Source organism: Novosphingobium sp. (genome assembly GCF_039595395.1).
Classification (GTDB): domain Bacteria; phylum Pseudomonadota; class Alphaproteobacteria; order Sphingomonadales; family Sphingomonadaceae; genus Novosphingobium.
This window is the reverse complement of the sequence record NZ_JBCNLP010000001.1, coordinates 3,833,419-3,850,010: the sequence shown is the minus strand read 5'-3', so window position 1 is coordinate 3,850,010 and position 16,592 is coordinate 3,833,419. Positions and strand designations below refer to the sequence as shown.

At 65.6% G+C, this 16,592-nt stretch carries 17 protein-coding genes and 1 other RNA gene; 7 read left to right on the top strand and 11 right to left on the bottom strand.

The annotated features are described in order from the left end of the window. Positions 1–117: 117 nt before the first annotated feature. Both ABDW49_RS17570 and ABDW49_RS17565 read right to left on the bottom strand, forming a co-directional pair. Entirely contained in the window at positions 118–576 is a 459-nt protein-coding gene (locus tag ABDW49_RS17570; RefSeq protein WP_343613487.1) for a chemotaxis protein CheW, read from the bottom strand. Positions 577–897: 321 nt separating this feature from the next. Next, positions 898–1,395, bottom strand: coding sequence for a flavin reductase family protein (locus ABDW49_RS17565; protein ID WP_343613486.1), 498 nt, complete (start codon positions 1,393–1,395; stop codon positions 898–900). 179 nt (positions 1,396–1,574) lie between these two features. On the opposite strand from ABDW49_RS17565, the gene ABDW49_RS17560 reads away from it, so the two are divergent. From ABDW49_RS17560 to ABDW49_RS17545, 4 genes are all read left to right on the top strand, one after another. Then, a complete protein-coding gene (locus tag ABDW49_RS17560; RefSeq protein WP_343613484.1) occupies positions 1,575–2,717 on the top strand; it encodes an acyl-CoA dehydrogenase family protein in 1,143 nt (380 codons plus the stop codon). Beyond that, positions 2,714–3,772 (top strand): enoyl-CoA hydratase/isomerase family protein, encoded by a 1,059-nt coding sequence (locus ABDW49_RS17555; protein ID WP_343613482.1) that lies wholly within the window; start codon positions 2,714–2,716, stop codon positions 3,770–3,772. The genes ABDW49_RS17560 and ABDW49_RS17555 overlap by 4 nt, the downstream gene beginning before the upstream one ends. Then, complete coding sequence (locus ABDW49_RS17550; protein ID WP_343613481.1) at positions 3,765–4,547, top strand: enoyl-CoA hydratase-related protein; 783 nt, start codon at positions 3,765–3,767, stop codon at positions 4,545–4,547. Before ABDW49_RS17555 ends, ABDW49_RS17550 begins: the two co-directional genes overlap by 8 nt. 272 nt (positions 4,548–4,819) lie before the next feature. Next, positions 4,820–5,668, top strand: a complete 849-nt coding sequence (locus ABDW49_RS17545) for a TorF family putative porin (protein WP_343613479.1) — start codon at positions 4,820–4,822, stop codon at positions 5,666–5,668. A 326-nt stretch (positions 5,669–5,994) separates the two neighbouring features. Here ABDW49_RS17545 and ABDW49_RS17540 read toward each other — a convergent pair whose 3' ends face one another. The 3 genes from ABDW49_RS17540 to ABDW49_RS17530 are packed head-to-tail and all read right to left on the bottom strand — an operon-like array spanning position 5,995 to position 8,425. Then, a complete protein-coding gene (locus ABDW49_RS17540; RefSeq protein ID WP_343613478.1) occupies positions 5,995–7,068 on the bottom strand; it encodes a substrate-binding domain-containing protein in 1,074 nt (357 codons plus the stop codon). 44 nt (positions 7,069–7,112) lie between these two features. Then, positions 7,113–7,862 carry an SDR family oxidoreductase gene (locus ABDW49_RS17535; RefSeq protein ID WP_343613477.1) on the bottom strand — a complete coding sequence of 250 codons (750 nt, stop codon included), beginning with the start codon at positions 7,860–7,862 and terminating at the stop codon, positions 7,113–7,115. Next, entirely contained in the window at positions 7,859–8,425 is a 567-nt protein-coding gene (locus ABDW49_RS17530) for an NUDIX hydrolase (RefSeq protein ID WP_343613475.1), read from the bottom strand. The genes ABDW49_RS17535 and ABDW49_RS17530 overlap by 4 nt, the downstream gene beginning before the upstream one ends. A gap of 194 nt (positions 8,426–8,619) precedes the next feature. On the opposite strand from ABDW49_RS17530, the gene mscL reads away from it, so the two are divergent. The 3 genes from mscL to ABDW49_RS17515 all read left to right on the top strand — a co-directional run bounded on the left by mscL (position 8,620) and on the right by ABDW49_RS17515 (position 10,079). Then, complete coding sequence (mscL, locus tag ABDW49_RS17525; RefSeq protein ID WP_068094168.1) at positions 8,620–9,051, top strand: large conductance mechanosensitive channel protein MscL; 432 nt, start codon at positions 8,620–8,622, stop codon at positions 9,049–9,051. A 45-nt stretch (positions 9,052–9,096) separates the two neighbouring features. Then, positions 9,097–9,497: a transfer-messenger RNA gene (ssrA, locus tag ABDW49_RS17520) on the top strand. Positions 9,498–9,572: 75 nt separating this feature from the next. After that, the gene (locus tag ABDW49_RS17515; protein ID WP_343613473.1) at positions 9,573–10,079 is read left to right on the top strand and encodes a DUF3455 domain-containing protein; all 507 of its coding nucleotides are present in this window, start codon (positions 9,573–9,575) and stop codon (positions 10,077–10,079) included. On the opposite strand, the gene ABDW49_RS17510 is transcribed toward ABDW49_RS17515, so the two are convergent. From ABDW49_RS17510 to lptD, 6 genes are all read right to left on the bottom strand, one after another. Next, complete coding sequence (locus ABDW49_RS17510; RefSeq protein WP_343614358.1) at positions 10,061–10,336, bottom strand: hypothetical protein; 276 nt, start codon at positions 10,334–10,336, stop codon at positions 10,061–10,063. The genes ABDW49_RS17515 and ABDW49_RS17510 overlap by 19 nt on opposite strands. A 126-nt stretch (positions 10,337–10,462) precedes the next feature. Next, positions 10,463–10,618 (bottom strand): hypothetical protein, encoded by a 156-nt coding sequence (locus ABDW49_RS17505; protein ID WP_343613472.1) that lies wholly within the window; start codon positions 10,616–10,618, stop codon positions 10,463–10,465. A gap of 66 nt (positions 10,619–10,684) precedes the next feature. After that, a complete protein-coding gene (gene rsmA / locus ABDW49_RS17500; RefSeq protein ID WP_343613471.1) occupies positions 10,685–11,521 on the bottom strand; it encodes a 16S rRNA (adenine(1518)-N(6)/adenine(1519)-N(6))-dimethyltransferase RsmA in 837 nt (278 codons plus the stop codon). Then, complete coding sequence (gene pdxA, locus ABDW49_RS17495) at positions 11,518–12,552, bottom strand: 4-hydroxythreonine-4-phosphate dehydrogenase PdxA (RefSeq protein WP_343613470.1); 1,035 nt, start codon at positions 12,550–12,552, stop codon at positions 11,518–11,520. The genes rsmA and pdxA overlap by 4 nt, the downstream gene beginning before the upstream one ends. Next, positions 12,552–13,952, bottom strand: a complete 1,401-nt coding sequence (locus ABDW49_RS17490) for a peptidylprolyl isomerase (protein ID WP_343614356.1) — start codon at positions 13,950–13,952, stop codon at positions 12,552–12,554. The genes pdxA and ABDW49_RS17490 overlap by 1 nt, the downstream gene beginning before the upstream one ends. Positions 13,953–14,196: 244 nt before the next feature. Next, complete coding sequence (gene lptD / locus ABDW49_RS17485; RefSeq protein ID WP_343613468.1) at positions 14,197–16,461, bottom strand: LPS assembly protein LptD; 2,265 nt, start codon at positions 16,459–16,461, stop codon at positions 14,197–14,199. Positions 16,462–16,592 lie beyond the last annotated feature (131 nt).

Below are 16,592 nucleotides of genomic sequence, written 5' to 3'. Positions count from 1 at the left end.
GGGCTGGTCTCCGGCGTCAGGTGCAGGCCGTTCTGGCCGTTCCCGACACCGGGTGCCTTGATCCACCGCAAGGGGTCAAGCCCTGTCAGCGATCCGCCCCGTCTGGCGGCGCCCGGTTCAGGCCGAATGGAGCCGGTGCATCACGCAATCCTCTGTCAGCGCGGCAATATTCAGCAGTTGCACCATGCCCTCGCGGAAGGGGGCCAGCCCTTCGATAAAGCGCAGCGCGCTGCCGGCTGCCGCGCTGTTGCCCAGTTCGGGCGGCGGTTGCAGGGCGTCCTCATCGATCAGCACCAGATCGCCGATCTGCTCGACCACCAGCGCGCAGGTGTGATCGTCGAACTGCACGATGATGATCGAGTGGCTTTCGCTGTCGGCGATGGGGTTCCAGCCCAGCCGCAGCGACAGGTCGATCACCGGCAGGATCGCGCCATGGTCGTTGGTGACGCCCACCACATCGGCGGGCAGGCCGGGGACGCGGGTGAGAGGCGACCAGTCGCGGATTTCGCGGATGGTGCCGATATCGAGGGCAAAGCTCTGCCCTTCGACTTCAAAGATGATGCATTCGCGACTCATGACCCGTTCTTTCTGACCTGTTCTGACACGCCGCCCGGATGGTCCGGGCGGATGCTGCCGGGGTTGTTGCTGTCCACACCCCGGTTGAGCCCCGAATTTCGGCTCATCGGCGTGGGCAGGCAAGGCCAGATGGGTTCAATTCCGTTGCACTGGCCACGGAACATTCAGCGATGCTCAGGAGCGCTGTCTGGACCATGTGCGGAAGGGCACATGGTCAGAGCGGCACCGGCCCTCTTCCCCGCCCGGCCACCCACAGGATACGACCGATGCGTGACCGGGCGGGGGAGAGGGCTGGTGCCGCAAATCCGGCGAAGCCGGATTTCAACTCAAGGCCGCGAAACCGCCATATTGCCCGCGATGGAACAGCATCGGATCGCCCTCGCGCTGGACCTTCATGTCCAGCACCTGGCCCAGCACGAAATGGTGGTCGCCCGCCTCATGCACCCAGGCGATGCGGCATTCGATCGACACCAGCGCATCGTCCAGAATGGGCAGATTGTTCGCGCTGACATGCCAGGCGACGCCCGCCATCTTCTCGCCCTTGCCGGCCAGTTGGCGGCACAGGGCGGTCTGGTCCGAGCCCAGAATGTTCACCGCGAAATGGCCCGCGCTGTGGATCAGCGGCCATGTGGTCGAGCGCTTGTCGGGCAGGAAACCCACCAGCGGCGGATCGAGGCTGACCGAGGTGAAGCTGCCCACCACCAGCGCCAGCGGCACGCCCGCCTCATCCAGCGCGGTGACGGCGGCAACGCCCGTGGGGTAATGGCCCAGAGTCTGGCGGAACAGGGCGGGGTCGATGGCGGCAACGGACACAGGCATGCTTTCTGAACGAACCGGGGTAAGACACGCAAGGCTGGTGCCAGAGGGAGCGTGATGCCGCAAGCGCGCGATGCTCATAGCATACCGCTGATCCCTTTACGGCCCCCGTCCGGGTGTGTTAATCGATCGGTTAAAGCGGGCTGCAAGACTCCGCTATTCCATGTCGAGAGGATTCCACGATGAGCGATCCCTTCCAGCTCAATGACGACCAGCTTGCCATTCAGGATATGGCGCGCGGCTTTACCGCCCAGGCCATCACCCCTCATGCCGCGCGCTGGGATGCCGAGCACCACTATCCGATCGAAGTGTGGAAAGAGGCGGGCGCCCTGGGGCTGGGCTCGATCTATGTCTCGCCCGAGGGCGGCGGTTCGGGGCTGGGCCGTCTGGAGGCGGCGCTGGTGATGGAGGCGATGGCCTATGGCTGCCCGGCGACCAGCGCCTTTGTCTCGATCCACAATATGGGCGCCTGGATGGTCGACAGCTTCGGGTCGGAGGATTTGAAGGCCCGCTGGCTGCCCTCGCTGGTGACGATGGAAGCGATCGCCTCCTATTGCCTGACCGAGCCGGGTTCGGGGTCGGATGCGGCGGCGCTGGTCAGCACGGCGCGGCGCGATGGGGATGATTACATCCTCAACGGCACCAAGCAGTTTATCTCCGGCGCGGGCTACAATGACCTCTATCTGGTGATGGCGCGCACCGGCGAGGCGGGGCCGCGCGGCATCTCCTGCTTTGCGGTGGAGAAGGACATGAAGGGCCTCTCCTTCGGCAAGCAGGAGGAGAAGCTGGGGTGGCATGCCAGCCCCACCGCTCCGGTGGTTCTTGAGGATGTGCGCGTGCCCGCCGCCAACCGGCTGGGCGACGAGGGGCAGGGCTTCCGCATCGCCATGGCGGGGCTGGATGGCGGGCGGCTCAACATCGGGGCCTGTTCTCTGGGCGGGGCGCAGCGCTGTCTGGATGAGGCCATCGGCTATGCGAAGGAGCGCAAGCAGTTCGGCCAGCCCATCGCCGCCTTCCAGAACACCCAGTTCCGCATCGCCGATATGGCCACCGATCTGGAGGCGGCGCGCGCGCTGCTCTATCTGGCCGCCGCCAAGGTGACCGCGGGCGCCCCCGACAAGACCCGCTTTGCCGCCATGGCCAAGCGGCTGGCCAGCGATTCGGGTTCGACCATCGTCGATGCCGCGCTGCAATTGTTTGGCGGATACGGTTATTTGCGCGACTATCCGATTGAACGGTTCTGGCGCGACTTGCGTGTGCACCGTATCCTTGAGGGCACAAACGAGGTGATGCGCATGATTATCGCACGCGATCTGCTGGCATGAGCGAAGCCGAACAGCCCCCCGTTCTGGTGGAACGCCGGGGCGCCGCCGGTGTCCTCTCCCTCAACCGACCACGCGCGCTGCATGCGCTGAACCCCGAGATGATCGCGCTGATGGCCCGCGCGCTGCTTGAGTGGCGCGACGACCCGCTGGTCAGCGTGGTCATCATCGACCATGCCGAGGGGCGCGGTTTCTGCGCGGGCGGCGATGTGACGGCGGCCCGGCGCTCGGCGCTGGAGGAGGGCGGGGCCGGAGCGCGCCGCTTCTTCTTCGACGAATATCGCCTCAACCATCTGCTCTACACCTATCCCAAGCCGGTGGTCTCCTTCATGGATGGCGTCACCATGGGCGGCGGCGTGGGCATCAGCCAGCCCGCGCGCTATCGCGTGGCCACCACCAACACCATGTTCGCCATGCCCGAGGCGGCGATCGGCCTGTTCCCCGATGTGGGCGGCGGCTGGTATCTCTCGCGCCTGTCGGGGCGGCTGGGGCCCTATCTGGCGCTGACCGGGGCGCGGATGAACGGTGCGGACTGCCTCTGGGCGGGCCTTGCCACGCATCATCTGCCGGTGGCGGCTCTGGCGCAGGCCAAGGCAAGGCTGATTGATGGCGAGGCGCCGGGCCGGGTGCTGGGGGCCTTTGCCGACCAGCCGGAGGAAGCGCCGATCACCGGGCAGCTTATTCCCATCCTGCGCCATTTCGCCAAGCCGACGCTGGAGGCCATCCTCGCCTCGCTGGCCGAGGATGACAGCGACTGGGCGGCCAAAACCTTGGCCACGCTCTCGGCGCGCTGCCCGCTTACCTGCAAGGTGGCGCTGCGCCAGATGGCGCAGGCCCTGCGTCTGGAGACCTTCGCCGCCAATATGGCGATGGAATACCGCCTTGCCGCGCGCATGGTGATGCTGCCCGATTTCGCCGAAGGGGTGCGCGCCGTGCTGATCGACAAGGACAATGCCCCGGTCTGGAACCCCGCCACCCCCCAAGGCGTGAGCGATGCGATGATCGATGCGATCTTCGCTCCTCTGCCCGCTGATGAAGAATGGAGCCCCTATGAGTGAGTCCACATTGATCGTCGAAACTCAGGGCGCGGTGACGATCATCACGCTCAACCGGCCCAAAGCGCTCAACGCGCTCAACAGCCAGGTGCTGGAGGAGCTGATCGCCGCCTTCGAAGCCTTCGAGGCCGATGAAAGCCAACGCTGCGCCGTGCTGACCGGCAGCGGCGAAAAGGCCTTTGCCGCCGGGGCCGACATCAAGGAAATGCTCGACAAGCCCGCCGCCGAGTTCTTCCTGCAGGACTTCTTCAGCCGCTGGACCAGCCATCTGGTCAAGGGCACCCGCAAGCCGTGGATCGCGGCGGTCAACGGCTTCGCGCTGGGCGGCGGCTGCGAGCTGGCGATGATGGCGGATTTCATCATCGCGGCTGACACCGCCAAATTCGGCCAGCCCGAGATCAAGCTGGGCGTCGCCCCCGGCATGGGCGGCAGCCAGCGCCTGACCCGCGCCATCGGCAAGGCCAAGGCGATGGACCTGTGCCTGACGGGCCGCATGATGGACGCCGCCGAGGCCGAAAGCAGCGGCCTTGTGGCGCGCGTCGTGCCGCTCGCCAGCCTAATGGAGGAGGCAGTGAAGGCCGCCCAGACCATCGCGGGCATGGCGCCGATGGCCGCGCTGATGAACAAGGAAATGGTCAATGCCGCTTTCGAGACCACGCTGGATCAGGGCCTGCTGCTCGAACGCCGCATGTTCCAGGTGCTGACCGCCAGCGAGGACCGGGTGGAAGGCATGACGGCTTTTGTCGAAAAGCGCCCGGCGGTCTGGAAGGGCAAGTAAGCGTCTCTTTGAAAATCCGGCGGAAGAGCCGGATTTTACAACACCGGCCCGCTCCCCCGGCCCAGCCACCCACAGCATACCACCGATGGATGGCCGGGCCGGGGGAGCGGGCCGCTAAACCCTTCCGGCAACACTTCGTTACACAGCGGAAAGGCATCGCAACACAAATCTCGTCATGACTATGCGTGACCGGTTCCAGTTGGCCCGAACGAGGCCTTCGGAGTCGGCACGCAGGCGGAACGGTCTTTGATTTTCAGGGAGCGTTTCACACCATGACGGGCAAAACCATTCTTCGCGGCCTGATCGCATTGGGCCTCTTTGCCTCCAGCACCTCGGCTGCTTTCGCCGAGGATGAAGCCCCGGCACAGGGCGGCAAGGGCGGACTCGATTTCACCATCTCGGGCAGCGCGGGCCTCGTCAGCGACTATCGCTTCCGTGGCGTCTCGCAGACCGACAAGCATATGGCCGTGCAGGCCGGCCTGACCGTGATGCACAAGAGCGGCCTTTACGCCAGCACCTGGGCCTCCAACCTTGCGGGCTGGGGCCAGTTCGGCGGCGCCAATATGGAGCTGGACCTCGTCGGCGGCTTCACCAAAACCTTCAAGAAGGTGACGGTGGACGCGGGCCTGACGTGGTACATGTACCCCGGCGGCTCCAACACCACCGATTTCGCCGAGCCCTATGTGAAGCTCTCCGCGCCGCTGGGCCCGGTCAGCGCGCTGGTCGGCGTGGCCTATGCTCCCAAGCAGAAGGCGCTCGGCAACTTCTCGAACACGCCCTACAGCAATGGCCAGAGCTGGGACAATCTCTACGTCTGGGGCGATGTGAACTATGCCATCCCCCACACCAAGCTGAAGCCGCGCGCCCATATCGGCCACTCCAACGGCAACCCCGGCCTTGGCCCCAACGGCACCAGCGTCACCCCGACGGGCGAATACTGGGACTGGAACATTGGGGCAGATTACGCAGTGGCAGGCCCGGTCAGCGTTGGTATCAGCTATATCGACACCAACATTTCCAAGGCCAAAGCCGCCTACCTGCAACCCAACTTCTCTTCTACCAAGGACGGTTCGTCGATCGCGGGGAGCACGGTCGTGCTCTCCCTGACGGCAGCCTTCTGAGGAGCCCAACTGACGGGGGTGTCCGGTTTCGCGCCGGGCGCCCCTGCTTTTTGGTTTCAAGGGAATTGAAGTCAGAAAGATGCGAGGGGGTTACCCCCTCGCGCTCCCATTCCGTCTTCCGACGCATGGGCAGTGGCTCCGTATCGTGGTGCCCAAGCTCTCCACCAGCGCGAGGCAAGGCGCCGCAGGCCGTCACTGTATCGGAGACAGGCTGTGCCGGGATTTTTAAAGCCTGCGGCGCGGCAAATATGGCGCGAGGCTGAACCCTTGGCGCCCACGCAGACAGTAAAGGGAGCGCGAGGGCGATGGCCCTCGCATTCTCTCTTTTAACCTTCCACCAGAACCTTCTTGGAACTGCCTCGACGCAGTAACCGCACCGGAACCCGCTGCTTCTCGCCAGCCTTTCCGGCAATCACGCCCAGCAGACGATCGACCAGAGCCGCGCCCGCCGCATGGAAATCCGGTTCAATGGTGGTCAGCGCAGGCGAGGCCAGCGCCCCGGCGCGAATACCATCGAAGCCCACCACGCCGACTTGATCCGGCACCGCAATGCCATGTTCGCGCAGCGTCGGCAGCACGCCCAAAGCCATCTCGTCGCAGCAGCAGAAGATCGCGTCGAAGGGCTCGCCCGCTTCGAGCAGCGCCAGCGCGGCGCGGCGGCCTTGCTCGTCGCGGCTGTAGCCTTCCTCGAAGGTGATCAGGCGCGGCGGCAGGCCTTCCTCGGCCATGCGCTCGGCATAGCCTTGCCAGCGCTCCTTGAACTGGCGCTGGGCCGAGGTTTCCGAGGCGATGCAGACGATGTTGCGATAGCCCGATTCGATCAGATGGCTGGTGGCGAGGCGCGCGCCGCCGCGATTGTCCGAGCGGATCCAGTCGAGGTCCTCGATGGGGCTGCCCCAGCACACGATGTCGGCGCCGCCCTTGGCGATCTCGTGGAAATAGTCCCAGGCGGCGGGGTTCTCGCTGGTGCCGATGACGATCATGCCGTCGGCCTTGCGCTGCTCCTGATAGAGGCCGCGCAGCTCGTCGGGCGCGCCCTGGAAGCTGACCAGCGTGTCGTGCCCGCGCGCGGAGGCGGCGGCGCAGACGCTGCCCAGCAGCGAGAAGTGGAAAGGGTTGAAGTCCTTCATGTCCTGCACGGGGCGGACGACGACGACCACGGCCAGCGTGCCGGTCTTGCCGGTGCGCAGGCGGGCGGCGTTTTCGTCGACATGGTATTTCAGCTTGGCGGCGGCGGCGGCGACGCGCGCGCGCGTCGCTTCGCTGACCACGGGGTCGCCCGCCAGCGCGCGGCTGACGGTGGACTGGCTGACGCCTGCCTCTGCCGCCACGTCAAAGCTGGTGACGCGGTAGCGGCGCGGCGCGGTTTGTCCGTGATCCTGGGTGGTATCCTCTGCCATGGGCCTGCTTTGTCAGCAGGAGGGGGGGCTTGTCCAGCGATGTTTCATCGCGCGCTTAAACCGCCGTCGAGCCGCAGTTCCGCGCCAGTCATAAAGCTGCTGGCCGGACTGGCTAGATAGAGCGCGCCTTCGGCGACCTCGCGCGCGGTGGCGATGCGGCCCATGGGGAGCTGCGCGCCCAGCTTTTGGCGCAGAATATCGCCCGGCATGGAGGGCGCAAAGCTGTCGACCATGGCGGTGTCGGCATAGGCGGGCAGCAGGGCGTTGCAGCGGATGTTCCAGCCGTTCTGGGTGCAATGCAGGGCCACGCTGCGGGTCAGCGCGCAGACGGCGGCCTTGCTGGCGCCATAGGCGGCGGTTTCGGCGCGGGCATTGTGCGCGGCGGCCGAGGCCATGTTGACGATGGTGGCGGGCTGGCTCTCGCGCAGCAGCGGCAGGGCGAGGCGGCAGCCGAGATAGGCGCCATCGGCATGGACAGCAAAGGCGCGGCGCCAGTCGGCGAGTGTGGTGTCCTCGAAGGGGCCGCCGACGGGGATGCCCGCATTGTTGACCAGTATCGACAGGCCGCCGAGCTTGTCCCGCGCGAAGGCGAGGGCGGTGCGCCAGCTTTCCTCGCGCGTGACATCGAGTGGGTGGGAGAGGGCGCCGATCTCGCCGGCCAGCGTGGCGGCGGCATCGCCATCCACATCGGTGACCAGCACGCGCGCTCCTTCGGCGGCGAAGAGCCGGGCGATCTCCGCACCCAGCCCCCGTGCGGCGCCGGTGATCAGCGCTGTTCTGCCCTCAAGCCTCATGCGGGCAGGCCGATCCCCGTGATCCACGGCGCCAGCAGCATCAACATCTTCACATCGATGGCATGGCCCTTGGCGCGCGCCTGAGCCACAAAATCGGGCAGTTCGGCCAAAGCCACGCGATGGACGGTGATGTTCTCGCCCTCCACGCCGCCGCCTGCGCTGATCTTTTCCAGACCATGGGCGCGCAGCAGGGTGAAGCTCTCCGTCACCATGCCGGGCGAGGACCAGAATTCGCCAATCACCTCCATGCGGGCGGCGCGATAGCCGGTTTCTTCCTCCAGCTCGCGGTTGGCCGCTTCGGTGGGGTCCTCATCGGGGTTGTCCAGAGCATCGCCGACCAGACCGGCGGGCAGTTCCAGGCAAGGGCGGCCCAGCGGCACGCGGAACTGCTCGACCAGCACCACCTCATCGCCGTCGATTGGCAGGATCACGGCGGCGCGGATGCCGCGCGCACGGCTGACATACTCCCACTTTCCGCGCGTCTTGGCGGTGATGAAGCGACCTTGCCACTGCGTCTCCTCTGCCATGCTCATCTCTTCGGGCAGAATGGTGTCGGCGCTCATGCGAATCTCCTGGGGGATGGATGCCGGAGGCATAGACGACTGCGGCCATACCTGACACCCTGCGTGATACCGCCTTGGTTAACAAGGATTTGCGTCGGGGCGCGGGGCTCACCCGGCAGCACGGCTTGAGGTGGCCGGGCGAGTGTGGCAGGCAAGCAGGCGGAAATCATGCTGTAAGGGGATAGGCTATGGCGATGTTTGGAGAGTTCAAGACCTTTATCGCGCGCGGCAATGTGCTGGATCTGGCGGTCGGTGTGATCATCGGCGCGGCTTTCGGCAAGATCGTCGCCTCCTTGACCGATGACGTGCTGATGCCGGTGATCGGCAAGATCACGGGCGGGATCGATTTCTCGTCCAAGTTCATCCTGCTCAGCGATATTCCCGCCAGCTACAAGGGCGGCGAGACCGACTATGCCGCGCTGAAGAAGGCGGGCGTGGCGATGCTGGGCTATGGTTCCTTCATCACCGCCATCATCAACTTCCTGATCATGGCCTTCGTGATCTTCCTGCTGGTGCGACAGGCCAACAAGCTGATGCCCAAGCCTGAGGCTGCCCCGCCCGCGCCCACCGGCCCCAGCGAGGTGGATGTGCTGCTGGAAATCCGCGATGCGCTGAAAAAGAACTGATCTTTCAGTTTTATCGACATCTGAAGGGGGCGGGCCGCTGGTCTGCCCCTTTTCTTTTGCGCAATCGCGCCTATATCGGGCCCTGCCGGGCTTGCCCGGATATGGCGATAAACTGCGGCGTGCAATAGGCGCAGCGGACCCGGGGGCGGTACCCGGCGGCTCCACCATCACCACCGGCTTTCAGGCCGGGCCCTGTTGTCGCAGGGGTGTTGACGGGGCCGAACTAGGATCGACGTGTGTTGAAAAGCGCTGTTTTCGCCCGGGCTGAGTAACCCGTTCAAGGCTCAAAACTCATAAGTGCCAACGACAACGAAGCACTTGCTCTGGTTGCGTAATTCTAGGACCTAACGGTCTGAAGTTACAACACTATAGCACGGTTGAACCCACCGGGTAACAGAAGGGAGTTCGGGGGCTGGGGGCGAGCCTATCAACAGAATCGCCCTACCTTCCTTTAAGATGCAATCATGCGACGGGCAGGCTATGCAGGCTGCCGATCGATCACGATTGCCCGAAGGAACCCCATGCCGGTCTTGTCCCTGCCTGCTCTGCTTGGCGCCTTGAGCCTGCCCTTTGCGCTTCAGGCCGCGCCGCCTGCCGCGCAGCCTTTCGATCTGGCGGAGCGTACCGTGGTGGCGACCTTCCAGGGCGAGGGCGTCCAGATCTACGACTGCAAGGCCGCGCCCGGCGGCGGCGCAAGCTGGACCTTTCGCGAGCCCATCGCCACGCTGATCGAGAATGGGAAAACCGTGGGCCGCCATTTCGCCGGGCCGCGCTGGGAGCTTGAGGACGGCAGTCTGCTGCAGGGGCGCATGGCGCGGGGCGAGCCCGGCGCGTCGTCCAATGATATCCCGCTGCTCAAGCTTGATGTGGTGAGCAATGCCGGGCCCAGGGTGGGTCAGGGCAGACTGGCCGGGGTGACCACGATCTATCGGCTGCACACGCGGGGTGGCATGCTCAAGGGCGGTTGCACCACGCCGGGTGAGCGGCTTTCAGTGCTTTATTCAGCAGATTACGTCTTCGCGCGCTGAAGCGGGGCGGGGGATGTGTCCATCGCCTGCTCTCCGGCCTTTTGGGCGGCCTCATACTTCAGGCAATCGAGAATCTTGCCCCCGGCCATAAAGACCGAGCCCATGCAGGCCAGAAACAGCAATTTGCCGCCAAAACCGGGATATTGCCCCAGATAGACCTGCCCGCGCTGCACCGCGCCCGTGGCCAGCGCATAGATGATCATGAACGCCTCGGGGCGAGTCTTGATCACGAACAGGCGGGCCAGCTTGGTGAGCATGGGGGGCAGCATCGAATCCTCGAAGAAGCCGTTTGTGTTGCTTCATCAGGACGATGGGCCGATCAGGCGCCGCCCGCAAGTCTTGCTTAAAATTACGTTAACCAATCTTTGTCCGGAATCGGGACTTTACTTGGCCTGCTTCTCCTTATGCGCTTTCAGCAGCCCATCGAGTTCCGCGATGCGCAGCCGTTCGGGGCTCGTTCTGGGCAGGCCGTTCAGGCGGCATTTGGCCCAGAGCATCTTGCGCTCGGATTCCAGGTTTTTGAGGTAGAGGTCGGCCATAAAATCTCCATTCCCACCTGTTATAGCGCAGGCGGGCGTTTTTCGCGAATTTTGGGGAAGGGCGGTTCAGGACAGGATGCGGGCGATGCCCACAAAATCCTCGATGCCCAGCGTTTCGGCGCGGCGGGCCGGATCGATGCCCAGCGTTTCCAGCGCCTCAAGCGCGCCGGGCACGCCCTTCAAACTCTGGCGCAGCATTTTGCGGCGCTGGCCGAAGGCGGCTTCGGTGACACGCTCCAGCACGCGGGGAGAGACGCCTGCGGGCGCCTCGCCGGGCACGATATGGACCATGGCGCTCATCACCTTGGGCGGCGGGGTGAAGGCGCTGCGATGGACCTTGACCGCGATCTTCGCCTTCGAGCGCCACTGCGAGAGCACCGCCAGCCGCCCATAGGCATCGCTGCCGGGCTGGGCGATGATGCGCTCGGCCACCTCAAGCTGGAACATCAGCGTCAGGCTGGTCCATTGCGGGGGCCATGTCGCGCCGCTCAACCAGCCGGTGAAGAGGTTGGTGCCGACATTGTAGGGCAGATTGGCGACGATGGCATAGGGCTCGGCGCCGAAGATGCTGGCCGGATCGACCTTGGTGGCATCGCCATGGATCACCGTCAGCCGGCCGGGGAAGGCCTGCGACAGCTCCTCCAGAACGGGCAGGGCGCGCTTGTCCATCTCGATGGCGGTGACTTTCGCACCGGCGCGCAGCAGGGCGCGGGTCAGACCGCCGGGGCCGGGGCCGACCTCCAGCACATTCGCATCCATCAAACTGCCGGGGATGGCGGCCAGACGGTCGAGCAACTGCTCATCGAAGAGGAAGTTCTGCCCCAGCGCCTTGGTGGCGAAGAGGCCATGCGCGTTGATCACCTCCCGCAGGGGGGGCAGGGGATGGGCTGGCGGATATTTCATGCGGGGATTGCAGCTTGCGCCCGGCGCGCGGCGCAGTCGCCCGCCATGCGGATGGCCGCGATGGTGGCGCCCGCATCGGCGATGTTGCGCCCGGCGATGGCAAAAGCCGTGCCGTGATCGGGCGAGGTGCGGATGATCGGCAGACCCAGCGTGACATTGACGCCCTGGTCGAAATCCAGCGCTTTCAAGGGGATCAGCGCCTGATCGTGATACATGCAGATCGCCACATCATAGGTGGCGCGGGCCCGCTCGGCGAAGAGCGCATCGGCAGGGTGCGGCCCGGTGGCGTCGATGCCGCGCGCGCGCAGGGCGGCGATGGCAGGCTCGATCAGGCGGCTTTCCTCATCGCCCATGCGGCCTTCCTCACCGGCATGCGGGTTGAGCGCGGCAATCGCGAGGCGGGGCGAGGGCAGGCCGAAATCGCGGGCCAGAGCGGCGGCGGTGATCGCGCTGCGGCGCTCGACCAGTTCGGGCGTGATCAGCCCCGGCACGCTGGCCAGCGAGGTGTGAACCGTCAGCGGCACCGTGCGCAAGGTCGGCCCGGCGAGCATCATCACCGCATCTTCGGCAGCAACACCTGAAGCCGCAGCGACAAATTCGGTCTGGCCGGGATGCACGAAGCCGACCTCGGCAAGGCGCGCCTTGTGGATCGGGGCGGTGACGATGGCGGAGGCCTCACCCTCCACCGTCAGCCGCGCGGCGAGCGACAGCGAGGCCAGCGCTAGGGCGGCGCCCTCGCGATTGGGCTCGCCGGGCGTATAGGCACCGTCAAGATCGCCCAGCACCGGCAAAGCGTGAGGAAAAACCTCCGCCGCCTGAGCGGGGGAAGCGATGCGCTCGATCGGCACCGAAAGCCCGCGCGAGGCCGCTGCCGCCGCAATCAGCTCCGCGCCGCCCATGGCGAAGAAGGGCGACAACCCAAGGCCATTGGGGCCATCCTCCACGCGCCGGGCCCATGCGGCGGCGATCAGCTCCGGGCCAACCCCCGCCGGATCGCCCAGCGTCAGAACCAGAGGCGCCGCGGACGTCATCAGTTGTATTCGATGATCGCGTCGCGACGCAGATCGCGCATGTAGATCTGGGCGCGCTTGTTGACGCGCTCGTCTTCCATCTGGCCCAGCACCTGGTCGAAGTTGGGGGCGCTGGCATCCTTGGGCTCTTCACGGCCGCAGAGCATCAGCATGCGCACGCCTTCCGCCACCGAGCCGAAGGGCTGGGTCGAATCGCCCGGCTGCATGCCCAGAATGGTCTGCTGCAGGGCGGCGGGCAGATCGCGCGCCTTGACCTGATCGTTGGCCACCACCTGCGCGCCGATCTTCTGCGCCGCGGCATCGACGCCGCCGCAGCCCTTGGCGCCCTTGATAGCGGTGGAGAATTCGGTGGCGCGCTTGTTGGCGTCGGCCTCGCTCATGCCCTTGGGGAATTCGATCGAGATCTGCTTGAGCGCCAGAATCGCGTCGCGCGGATCGCTGGTGAGCACCTTGCGCTTGTCGATCAGATACAGGATCGAGAAGCCGCCGCGCATCTCCACCGGGCCGGTGAGCTGACCGGGCTGCATGTCACGCGCGGCCGCCGCCAGTTCGGTGGGAAGCTGCGAGAGGCGCACCCAGCCCAGATCGCCGCCGACCACCTTGGTCGAGGCCTCGGAATATTGCCGCGCATAGGCCACGAAGCTGCCGCCCTGACGCAGCTGATCCATGATGCGGTTGGCATTGGCGGCGACCGAAGGCTTGCTCTCGGGCGTGGCCGACAGATAGATTTCACCGACGTGATATTCGTCGGTGCCCTTCTGCGCCTGCATCTTGGCGATCAGTTCCTTCACTTCTTCCTGGCTGACGTTGATGAAGGGCTGGACGTTCTTGCGCAGCACGCGCTGCCAGGCCAGCTCGCCCTTGATCTGACGCTTCAGCGAGGCGGAGGATGAGCCCACGCGGGTCAGATAGGCGTCGAGGGCCTTCACATCCTGATGGAAGTTTTCCTGAGCCACGCGCGCGAAGGTGTCATCCACCTCGGCATCGTCGATGGTGGCGTCGGCGGTCTTGGCTTCCTGGATCTGCAGCGTTTCGTCGATCAGGTTGCGCAGCACCTGCGCGCGCAACTGGGTGCGCTCCTCATCGGAAATCTTGCCGCCATTGGCCGCGAGCACCAGCGCCAGACGCTGGTCAACATCGGTGCCGGTGATGATGTCACCGTTCACGATGGCGGTGGCGCGGCGCAGATTGGGGGTGTTCTTGCCGAACAGCGTGACCGTATCAGGCAGGTTGAACGGGTCGTTGCCGGGGCCGCCGGCCTCGGCCGCTTCCTGACCGCCGGGCTGGCCCCCACCCGCACCCTGCGCCATCAGCGAGGTGGCGGGCAGCATCAGCGCAAGAGCGACAGAAAGGGCCACGCGGCCCCCACGGGGGAAGGAAACGCGGTTCTTGGACTTCATCATCACCGTCTGGTCGATCCTGCTTGACTGGCCCTGCGCCAAGGCGGCGCGCGGGCTCCCCCCACATGCCGGACTGCGGCTGAACCGGAGCTGAGGCCCCGGCTGCACGCCACGTGCCGACTGTGACACGCCTGCGCGATAGCCTGTTTGCACCGCCATGCCAATGGCATGAGAGTCGCTTTGGAAATCGGGCTTTCACCCGATTTGGCGGCCCCGGCCCCGGAAACCGGCGCGGCCCGCCTCCTTACCTGAAGCCGAGGTTTTTCAGGCTGAAATGCAGCTCGAAGCTGCTGCCCCTGGCGACGTCGCCGATCGTCACATAGTCGCGGCGCCAGGTCAGGTCGAATTCAAGGCAGTCCGAATTGTAGGACAGGCCCACGCGGGTGCGCAGCGGCTGGAACTTGTCCAGCGTGACGCCATTGACCACCGACTTGTCGTTGATGTCGAAAATGCCCGAGCCGAACACCGACCAGTAACGGGTGAAGGCGGCGCGGACCGAGGCGCGCGCCTCGGTGCTGTCCTGCAGATCCTCGATCCCGCTGTCGAAATGGCGGTTGAGCTTGACGTAACCCACCTCGAAATAGGTGCGGTTGCTGCCCACAGCCGCGTCGATTTCGTTGCGGCGGAAGCCCATCGTGTCCTTGTCGAGGCGATAACGGTGGGTGATCTTGAACAGGTCGCGATAGCGGATTTCGGTGCGGCCCACGATGTCGGACATGCGGCCCGACAGTCCTGTGCCGTCAGGCAGCAGGGTGGGCTTGCTGGTCATGCGATAGGACTGGCCGATGTTGGCGTTGATGCTCCAGCGCGGCACATCCAGCCGCCATTCCAGGCCATAGGTCACGCGGGTGCCGTCCTCGATCCGGTCATGGCCGGGGAAGCGGTTGAGCGAGAAGAGGTTGTCATCCTCCAGCTCGATGGCGCGCGAATCCTCGTTCGGGATCGACAGGTTGGGGGTGGAGGGCGCGGCCACCACCTGAACATGCGGGGTGATGACCTGCGTGCCGCCAAAGGCCTCGCCCACCAGCGGCCAGGTCATGTCCACCGCGCCCAGCACCACGCCGCGCGTCTGCCAGCCGGGCAGGCCCTGATAGATCGAGGTGGTGGTCAGCGCATTGTCGGTGGAATGATAAGCGTCGGCGCGGGCCAGACCCGTGAAGGTGAACTGCTGGCCCCACGGCGTGGTGCGGCGCAGGCTGTATTGCGCGCTGGTGAAGGCGCGCTGCGTGTCCTGGCCCGCGGTGCGGGTGATTGCCAGCGTGTTGGCCTCGATCTCGAACTGGCCGCCCAGCCAGGGGTCGGCGATGCGGCGGCGATAATCGAGCACCGGCAGGGCGATGGGCACGCTGCCCTGCTGCTCATCGGTGCGCAGGGTCTGGAAAGCCCAGCCCGAGAGCGAGAAATAGGAGTTCTTGTCGATATGCTCGACATTGATGGTCGAGCGCAGCAGATCGTCGTTGTTGATGTAATAGCGCTGCAGGAAGGTGCGGTCGCTGGCCAGACGGCCCGAGAAGGTCACGCTCCATTCCGGCGAGAGCTGGAACTTGCCGTTGGCATCGATATAGCCGCGCAGCTCGGTCGTCCCGCTGCCGGTGCCATTGGCGGCCAGCACCGCGCTGCGCGTGACATAGCCGGTCATCTGGAAGGCGCCCAGATCGGTCAACTGGCGATAGTTGACCTGAAGCATCGGGTTGACCTTGGAAAAGACATAGCCCTTGAGCGTCAGATCCTTGTCATCGGCCAGACGGATGTATTCGCCTTCCGAGATTTCGATGCCGTTCGATGCGGTCGTGCGCAGATCGGGAATGAGCGGCCCGGTGATGGCGCGCCCGTCCGTCGCGATGATCGCGGTGGGCAGCGGCACCAGCGGCACCCCGAAGACCACCAGACGCGCCGCCTTGAACTTCACCAGCTTGCGCTTCTGGTCATAGATCACGCGGCGGGCGTTGATGCGCCAGCTCGGCGTGGTGGCGCAGCCCTTGCCGTTGACCACATCGCAGCCGGTGTAGCTGACGCGGGTGAGCAGGACGGTGCCGTCCTGCTGCCGCTCGCCCTTGTCGGCGGCCAGGCGCCCGCCTTCGCGCAGCAGCAGCAGCATGTTGGTGGTGAAGCCCACCGACATGTCCTGATCCACCCTCATCTCGCCGGTAAACATCTCATTGCCGTCGGCATCGACGGCGCGGATGTTGCCGCTGGCGGTGATGTCGCCGGTGTCGCGGTTCCACACCACCGAATCGGCGCGCATGGTCCGCTCGCCACGCTTCAGGAAGACGTTGCCCTTGGCGGTGACCAGATTGTCATCGTCGGAATAATCGACCTCATCGGCCTCGAAATCGACATGACGATCGGCTTCGGGTTTTTCGGGCGAGGCTTCCGCATGTTCGTTCTGCGTGCCCATCTGCGGGGAGGGCGTGATGGCCGCGCCGGTGCTGATCGGCTGGCCCAAAGACCCGGTGGGCAGCGCGTAAGCCACGGCGGGATTCGCCGCAAGGCCAAGCGCCACAGCCATGGTGCTGGGCGAAAAACCCGGAAAACCGCGGCTTTGCCGGCCGGACACGGAAGAAGGGCAGGGACGCCGGAGGGGAAGCATGGCTTGCCTATCGCACCGGTGCGTCCTAACTGCAATGCGCGTTGATCGTG

Coding starts and splice junctions, on each gene's coding strand:
- ABDW49_RS17570 (WP_343613487.1), bottom strand. CDS start 576: ATGAGTCGCGAATGCATCATCTTTGAAGTCGAAGGGCAGAGCTTTGCC.
- ABDW49_RS17565 (WP_343613486.1), bottom strand. CDS start 1,395: ATGCCTGTGTCCGTTGCCGCCATCGACCCCGCCCTGTTCCGCCAGACT.
- ABDW49_RS17560 (WP_343613484.1), top strand. CDS start 1,575: ATGAGCGATCCCTTCCAGCTCAATGACGACCAGCTTGCCATTCAGGAT.
- ABDW49_RS17555 (WP_343613482.1), top strand. CDS start 2,714: ATGAGCGAAGCCGAACAGCCCCCCGTTCTGGTGGAACGCCGGGGCGCC.
- ABDW49_RS17550 (WP_343613481.1), top strand. CDS start 3,765: ATGAGTGAGTCCACATTGATCGTCGAAACTCAGGGCGCGGTGACGATC.
- ABDW49_RS17545 (WP_343613479.1), top strand. CDS start 4,820: ATGACGGGCAAAACCATTCTTCGCGGCCTGATCGCATTGGGCCTCTTT.
- ABDW49_RS17540 (WP_343613478.1), bottom strand. CDS start 7,068: ATGGCAGAGGATACCACCCAGGATCACGGACAAACCGCGCCGCGCCGC.
- ABDW49_RS17535 (WP_343613477.1), bottom strand. CDS start 7,862: ATGAGGCTTGAGGGCAGAACAGCGCTGATCACCGGCGCCGCACGGGGG.
- ABDW49_RS17530 (WP_343613475.1), bottom strand. CDS start 8,425: ATGAGCGCCGACACCATTCTGCCCGAAGAGATGAGCATGGCAGAGGAG.
- mscL (WP_068094168.1), top strand. CDS start 8,620: ATGTTTGGAGAGTTCAAGACCTTTATCGCGCGCGGCAATGTGCTGGAT.
- ABDW49_RS17515 (WP_343613473.1), top strand. CDS start 9,573: ATGCCGGTCTTGTCCCTGCCTGCTCTGCTTGGCGCCTTGAGCCTGCCC.
- ABDW49_RS17510 (WP_343614358.1), bottom strand. CDS start 10,336: ATGCTCACCAAGCTGGCCCGCCTGTTCGTGATCAAGACTCGCCCCGAG.
- ABDW49_RS17505 (WP_343613472.1), bottom strand. CDS start 10,618: ATGGCCGACCTCTACCTCAAAAACCTGGAATCCGAGCGCAAGATGCTC.
- rsmA (WP_343613471.1), bottom strand. CDS start 11,521: ATGAAATATCCGCCAGCCCATCCCCTGCCCCCCCTGCGGGAGGTGATC.
- pdxA (WP_343613470.1), bottom strand. CDS start 12,552: ATGACGTCCGCGGCGCCTCTGGTTCTGACGCTGGGCGATCCGGCGGGG.
- ABDW49_RS17490 (WP_343614356.1), bottom strand. CDS start 13,952: ATGAAGTCCAAGAACCGCGTTTCCTTCCCCCGTGGGGGCCGCGTGGCC.
- lptD (WP_343613468.1), bottom strand. CDS start 16,461: ATGGCTGTGGCGCTTGGCCTTGCGGCGAATCCCGCCGTGGCTTACGCG.